The sequence below is a fragment of the Sutterella parvirubra YIT 11816 genome, from assembly GCF_000250875.1.
Lineage (GTDB): Bacteria > Pseudomonadota > Gammaproteobacteria > Burkholderiales > Burkholderiaceae_F > Sutterella > Sutterella parvirubra.
Genome location: NZ_JH604977.1, coordinates 1 through 4,164 on the forward strand (window position 1 = coordinate 1; position 4,164 = coordinate 4,164).

Annotated in this window: 2 protein-coding genes; one reads left to right on the top strand and one right to left on the bottom strand. The window is 64.9% G+C overall.

What is annotated here, in order from left to right; all coding sequences use genetic code 11:
• Positions 1–556 precede the first annotated feature (556 nt).
• Positions 557–2,617 carry a heterodisulfide reductase-related iron-sulfur binding cluster gene (locus HMPREF9440_RS06115; protein WP_008542519.1) on the top strand — a complete coding sequence of 687 codons (2,061 nt, stop codon included), beginning with the start codon at positions 557–559 and terminating at the stop codon, positions 2,615–2,617.
• Between the two features lie 185 nt (positions 2,618–2,802).
• On the opposite strand, the gene HMPREF9440_RS06120 is transcribed toward HMPREF9440_RS06115, so the two are convergent.
• Positions 2,803–3,993, bottom strand: coding sequence for a D-alanyl-D-alanine carboxypeptidase family protein (locus HMPREF9440_RS06120; protein ID WP_008542520.1), 1,191 nt, complete (start codon positions 3,991–3,993; stop codon positions 2,803–2,805).
• Positions 3,994–4,164 lie beyond the last annotated feature (171 nt).

The following is a 4,164-nucleotide window of genomic DNA, read 5'->3' on the forward strand; positions in this document are numbered from 1 at the left end:
GTCGAACCTCTTCCGTGAAGAGGTTCCTAAGATTGATTTATTGGGGGTACTATTGGGGGTAAAACTGTTTGGCACCTTATCTTTCCTAGTGCCGCAAGGTGGTTTGATTGCTTCCCCCGCAACCAATTAAAGGTCCCGTACCGCAAAGGCGGTGCGGGACTTTTTCTTTGTCCGTAGGAAAGCTGAGGACTCGAGCCGGAGACGCCGCTCTTGGTAATTCGCAGGATGTTGCGCGTAAAGGCCTCCAGCGCTTGATTTTATTGAGGGCACTATTGAGGGTACGCAGTTGGGTTTTCATTTGCCCCCAATAGATTGCGTACCGTCAGCCCATCACAGACCGGGACTGCGTCAATCTCCCGCCGACCGCACGGTCGCGTACCTCCCGGGCCCCTCCTCCCTCATTTCCCACCGCTTCATTCTCCTTTTCCGCCGGTCGATTCGACCGCCCGCCTTGATTAGAATGAGCGCCTGCGGCGTGCCTCGACGCGATTAAGCGCACCCCGCCGCCCGTTTCCCAACCCCGCACCCCGCTCAGCCCGAACACCCAAGGAAGATCATGTCCGTCTCCCCCATGTCCATCGACACGCCCGTCCGGCCCGCCTTTTGGAACGTTCCGATTTGGGGCGAGATCGGCGTCTACGTTTTGGGGCTTCTCGCCGTCGCGCTCTGCGCCTGGGGCGTTTGGAAGCAGTGGAAGATCTGGACCGCGGGTCGAGCCATCGAAAAGGACCCCGCCCGCGTGAGGCGCGCGGCGGACGCGGTCATGCAGAAGCGCGTCGTCGAAACGAAGGCGGGGCGCGTGCACGCGATGTTGGTCGTCGGCTTCTTCCTTCTCTTTCTCGGCACCGCCACCGCGACGCTCGACTGGGACGTGGGACACTACGTCTTCGGGCAGCAGTTCCTCCGGGGTTCGGTCTACCTCGCCTACAAGCTCATCCTCGACATCGCCGGCGTGGCGGTGCTCCTCGCCTTGGGGCTCGGCGCCTGGCGCCGTTGGAAGAGCGACACCCTTGAGCGCAGCACCCGCTTCGTCTGCGTCTACGCGTCGCTCGCCCTCATCGTCATTTCGGGCTACGTCGTCGAGGCGCTCCGCCTCGCCGTGCAGCAGCCCGCCTGGTCCTCGTTTTCTCCGGTCGGCCACCTCCTGGCGCAGGGCTTGATCGGCTTCGGCCCTGCGGCGTTGGAAGCCGCCCACGTCGTCCTTTGGGTCGCGCACGGCATCGCCGCGCTAGCCTTCATCGCCGCCATCCCTCTCACCTTCTACGGGCACCTCTACCGTCAGCCGCTCGCCGCGGCGATGAGGAAGGCCGACGCCCCCGGGACGCTCGCCCCCATCGCCGACATTGAAGAGCAGGAAACGTTCGGGCTCTCCGCCATCGAGCAGCTGAAGCCCGAAGAGCGCATCCAGTTGGCGGGCTGCGTCGAATGCGGCCGCTGCGACGACGTCTGCCCCGCGGTGCGCGCCGGGACGCCCCTGAAGCCCCGCACGATCATCATGAAGCTCCGTTCGCGCGCCGAGGCGCGCGAGCGGGGCCTCACGGACGAGAAGACCCTCGTGGGCGACGTCGTCACCCACGACGAACTCTTCTCCTGCACGACCTGCGGCGCCTGCGCGCGGGCGTGCCCCGCTGAAATCCAGACGCCCGACTTCATCGTCGCGATGCGTCGACATCTGGCGTTGGAACAAGGCGAATTCCCGGAAGGCGCCGCCGCGGCGTTGGAGAACACCGCCTCCGTCGGGAACCCCTGGGGGATGGATCCGTACGAGCGCATGGACTGGGCGAAGGACCTGGACGTCCCGCTTGCCGAACCCGGGAAGAAGGTCGACGTCCTCTACTGGGTCGGCTGCGCCGCGAGCTACGACCGGCGTGCGCGCCGCATCGCCCGCGCGATGGTGAAAATCTTCCGCGCGGCCGGCGTCGACTTCGCGGTGATGCCCGAAGAGCGCTGCCACGGCGAATTCGCCCGCCGCTTGGGCGAGGAGTACCTCTATCAGACGGCCGCACAGGAAAACCTCGAAGCCTTCGCCGGCTACGACTTCAACCGGATCGTCGCGGCCTGCCCGCACTGCTTCCATACGCTCAAAAACGAATATCCGCTTCTTAAAGCCTTCTCGGAATTGGAGATGGGTGAGCGTTGGAAGGCGGTCGACCATGCGACCTTCATCCGTGAACTGATCGACGCGGGGCGGCTTCCCCTCACGAACGCCGAAGCCCTCGAAACGCTCGCGACGGTCTATCACGACCCCTGCTACCTCGCGCGCCACAACGGCATCACCGAAGCCCCGCGCCGGGTCTTGGACGGCGTTTTGGGCACCCACACCGAGCCCGTTGAGACGGGTGAGAAGGCCCTTTGCTGCGGCGCCGGGGGCGGCCAGATCTGGTGCGAAACCCGTGCGCCCAAGCCCGTCAACGTGATCCGCCTCGATGCGCTCAAAGCCACCGGTGCAAAGCGCATCGCCGTCTCGTGCCCGCACTGCCTCACCATGCTGGAGAGCGCCAAGGCGACGGCGCGGGACGATGCAACCCGCGTGGAGGACATCGCGGAAATCGTCGCGGCCGCACTGACGGAACGGGCGGAACCGGCGGAAGGGGTGGGATCCGAACCTGCGGAATGATCCGACCGTTTACGGGTGCATGAGGTGCGGTGCCGGCCGAGGCCCGCACCGGAAGCCCTTTATGGCCGTCAATGAAAAGGCCCTTTCGGATCTCACCGGAAGGGCCTTTCGTCATGCCGGGGATTCACGCGTCGCCGGGAGTCGGGACATGCGGGCTGCTCGTGAAGTTCGTGCGGTTCGGGAGCTCAGAAGAGTTCGTACGGCCGCACCGACGGGAAGTTCTGATTGAAGCGGGGCTCCGTTTCCACGAACGCCCTCATCGTCTTCATGTCTTCAGCGCGGCGGCCGTTGTCGGGGCTGTCCAGAACGACCATGACGAGACGGCGCTCGCCCACTTCGCTCTGCACCACCATGCAGCGCCCGGCCGCGGTGGTGAAGCCCGTCTTCTGGATCCCGATCCGCCAGGAGGGGTCGCCGATCAGGCGGTTCGTCGTCTGCATGTTGAGCCAGCGCTTTCCCGCCTTCAACTTCGCGACCGGTGCGGTCGACGCCTCACGGATCTCGCTGTAGGCGTAGACCGCGTTGACGAGCTTCCCCAAATCGCGGGCGGTCGAGTGGTTGCGGTTGTCGAGCCCGGTCGGGTCGGCGAAGACCGAATCCGTCATGCCGAGTTCCGCGGCCCTCGCGTTCATCTCGCGCACAAACGCCTTCTTGCCGCCCGGGAACGTCCTCGCCAAGGCGTGCGCCGCACGGTTGTCGCTCGACATCAGCGCGGCCTGAAGCACCGCGGTGCGCGTCAGCACCATGCCGCTCTTCAGTTTCGAGCTCGCGTTGCTCCGCACGTAGTCTTCGCGGGAGATCTTGATCTTTTCGTCGAGCGGGAGACCGCTCTCGGCGATCACCAGGGCCGTCATCAGCTTCGTGACAGAGGCGATGGGAAGCGCCACGTCGGCGTTCTTGAGGACGAGCTCTTCGCCCGTATCCTGATCCAAGACGTACGCAACGGAGCTCGAAAGCGACAACGGATAGTCCGTCTCGCGAAGCCCGGCCTGGGTCGCGTCGGACGGCCGCCAGCCCGTACGGAGCGTCTTGCGGCCGCGCGCCTTCGTGCGGGTGGCTTTCGCCGTCGTTTTTGCCGTACTCTTTGCCGCGGCCTTCTTGGCGGACGACTTGGCCGTCTTGGACGCGACCGCCTTCTTGGCGGTCGTCTTCTGCGCGGAGGTCTTCTTCGCCGTCGCCTTCCCCGTCGAAGGCTTTGCCTTCGTCGGGGTCGCCTTGGCCTTCGCCTTCTGATCCGCCTTCGCGGTCACCGCCGAGGCGTGCGCGGGCGCTGCGCCCAAAAGCGGCGCGCCCGACGTCCAGGAGAGGACGGAAACGAGCGCGAGCGCGGCGAAGGTCTTTCGGAAGACGTGCGGGATGAGCGGCGGAGTCGTCACGATGCGGCCAAGAGACGAGGGGTTGAAGACGCGAATACCCCGATATTTTAAGGTTATCGGACCGGCCCCTCGTCGTTGGAACGCCAAAAAATTACAAGTGGATTCCGCCGTCCACCGCGGTTTTCTGACGTTCACGGCCGCTCTTAGGACTAGTAAGGGAATAACGTGTAA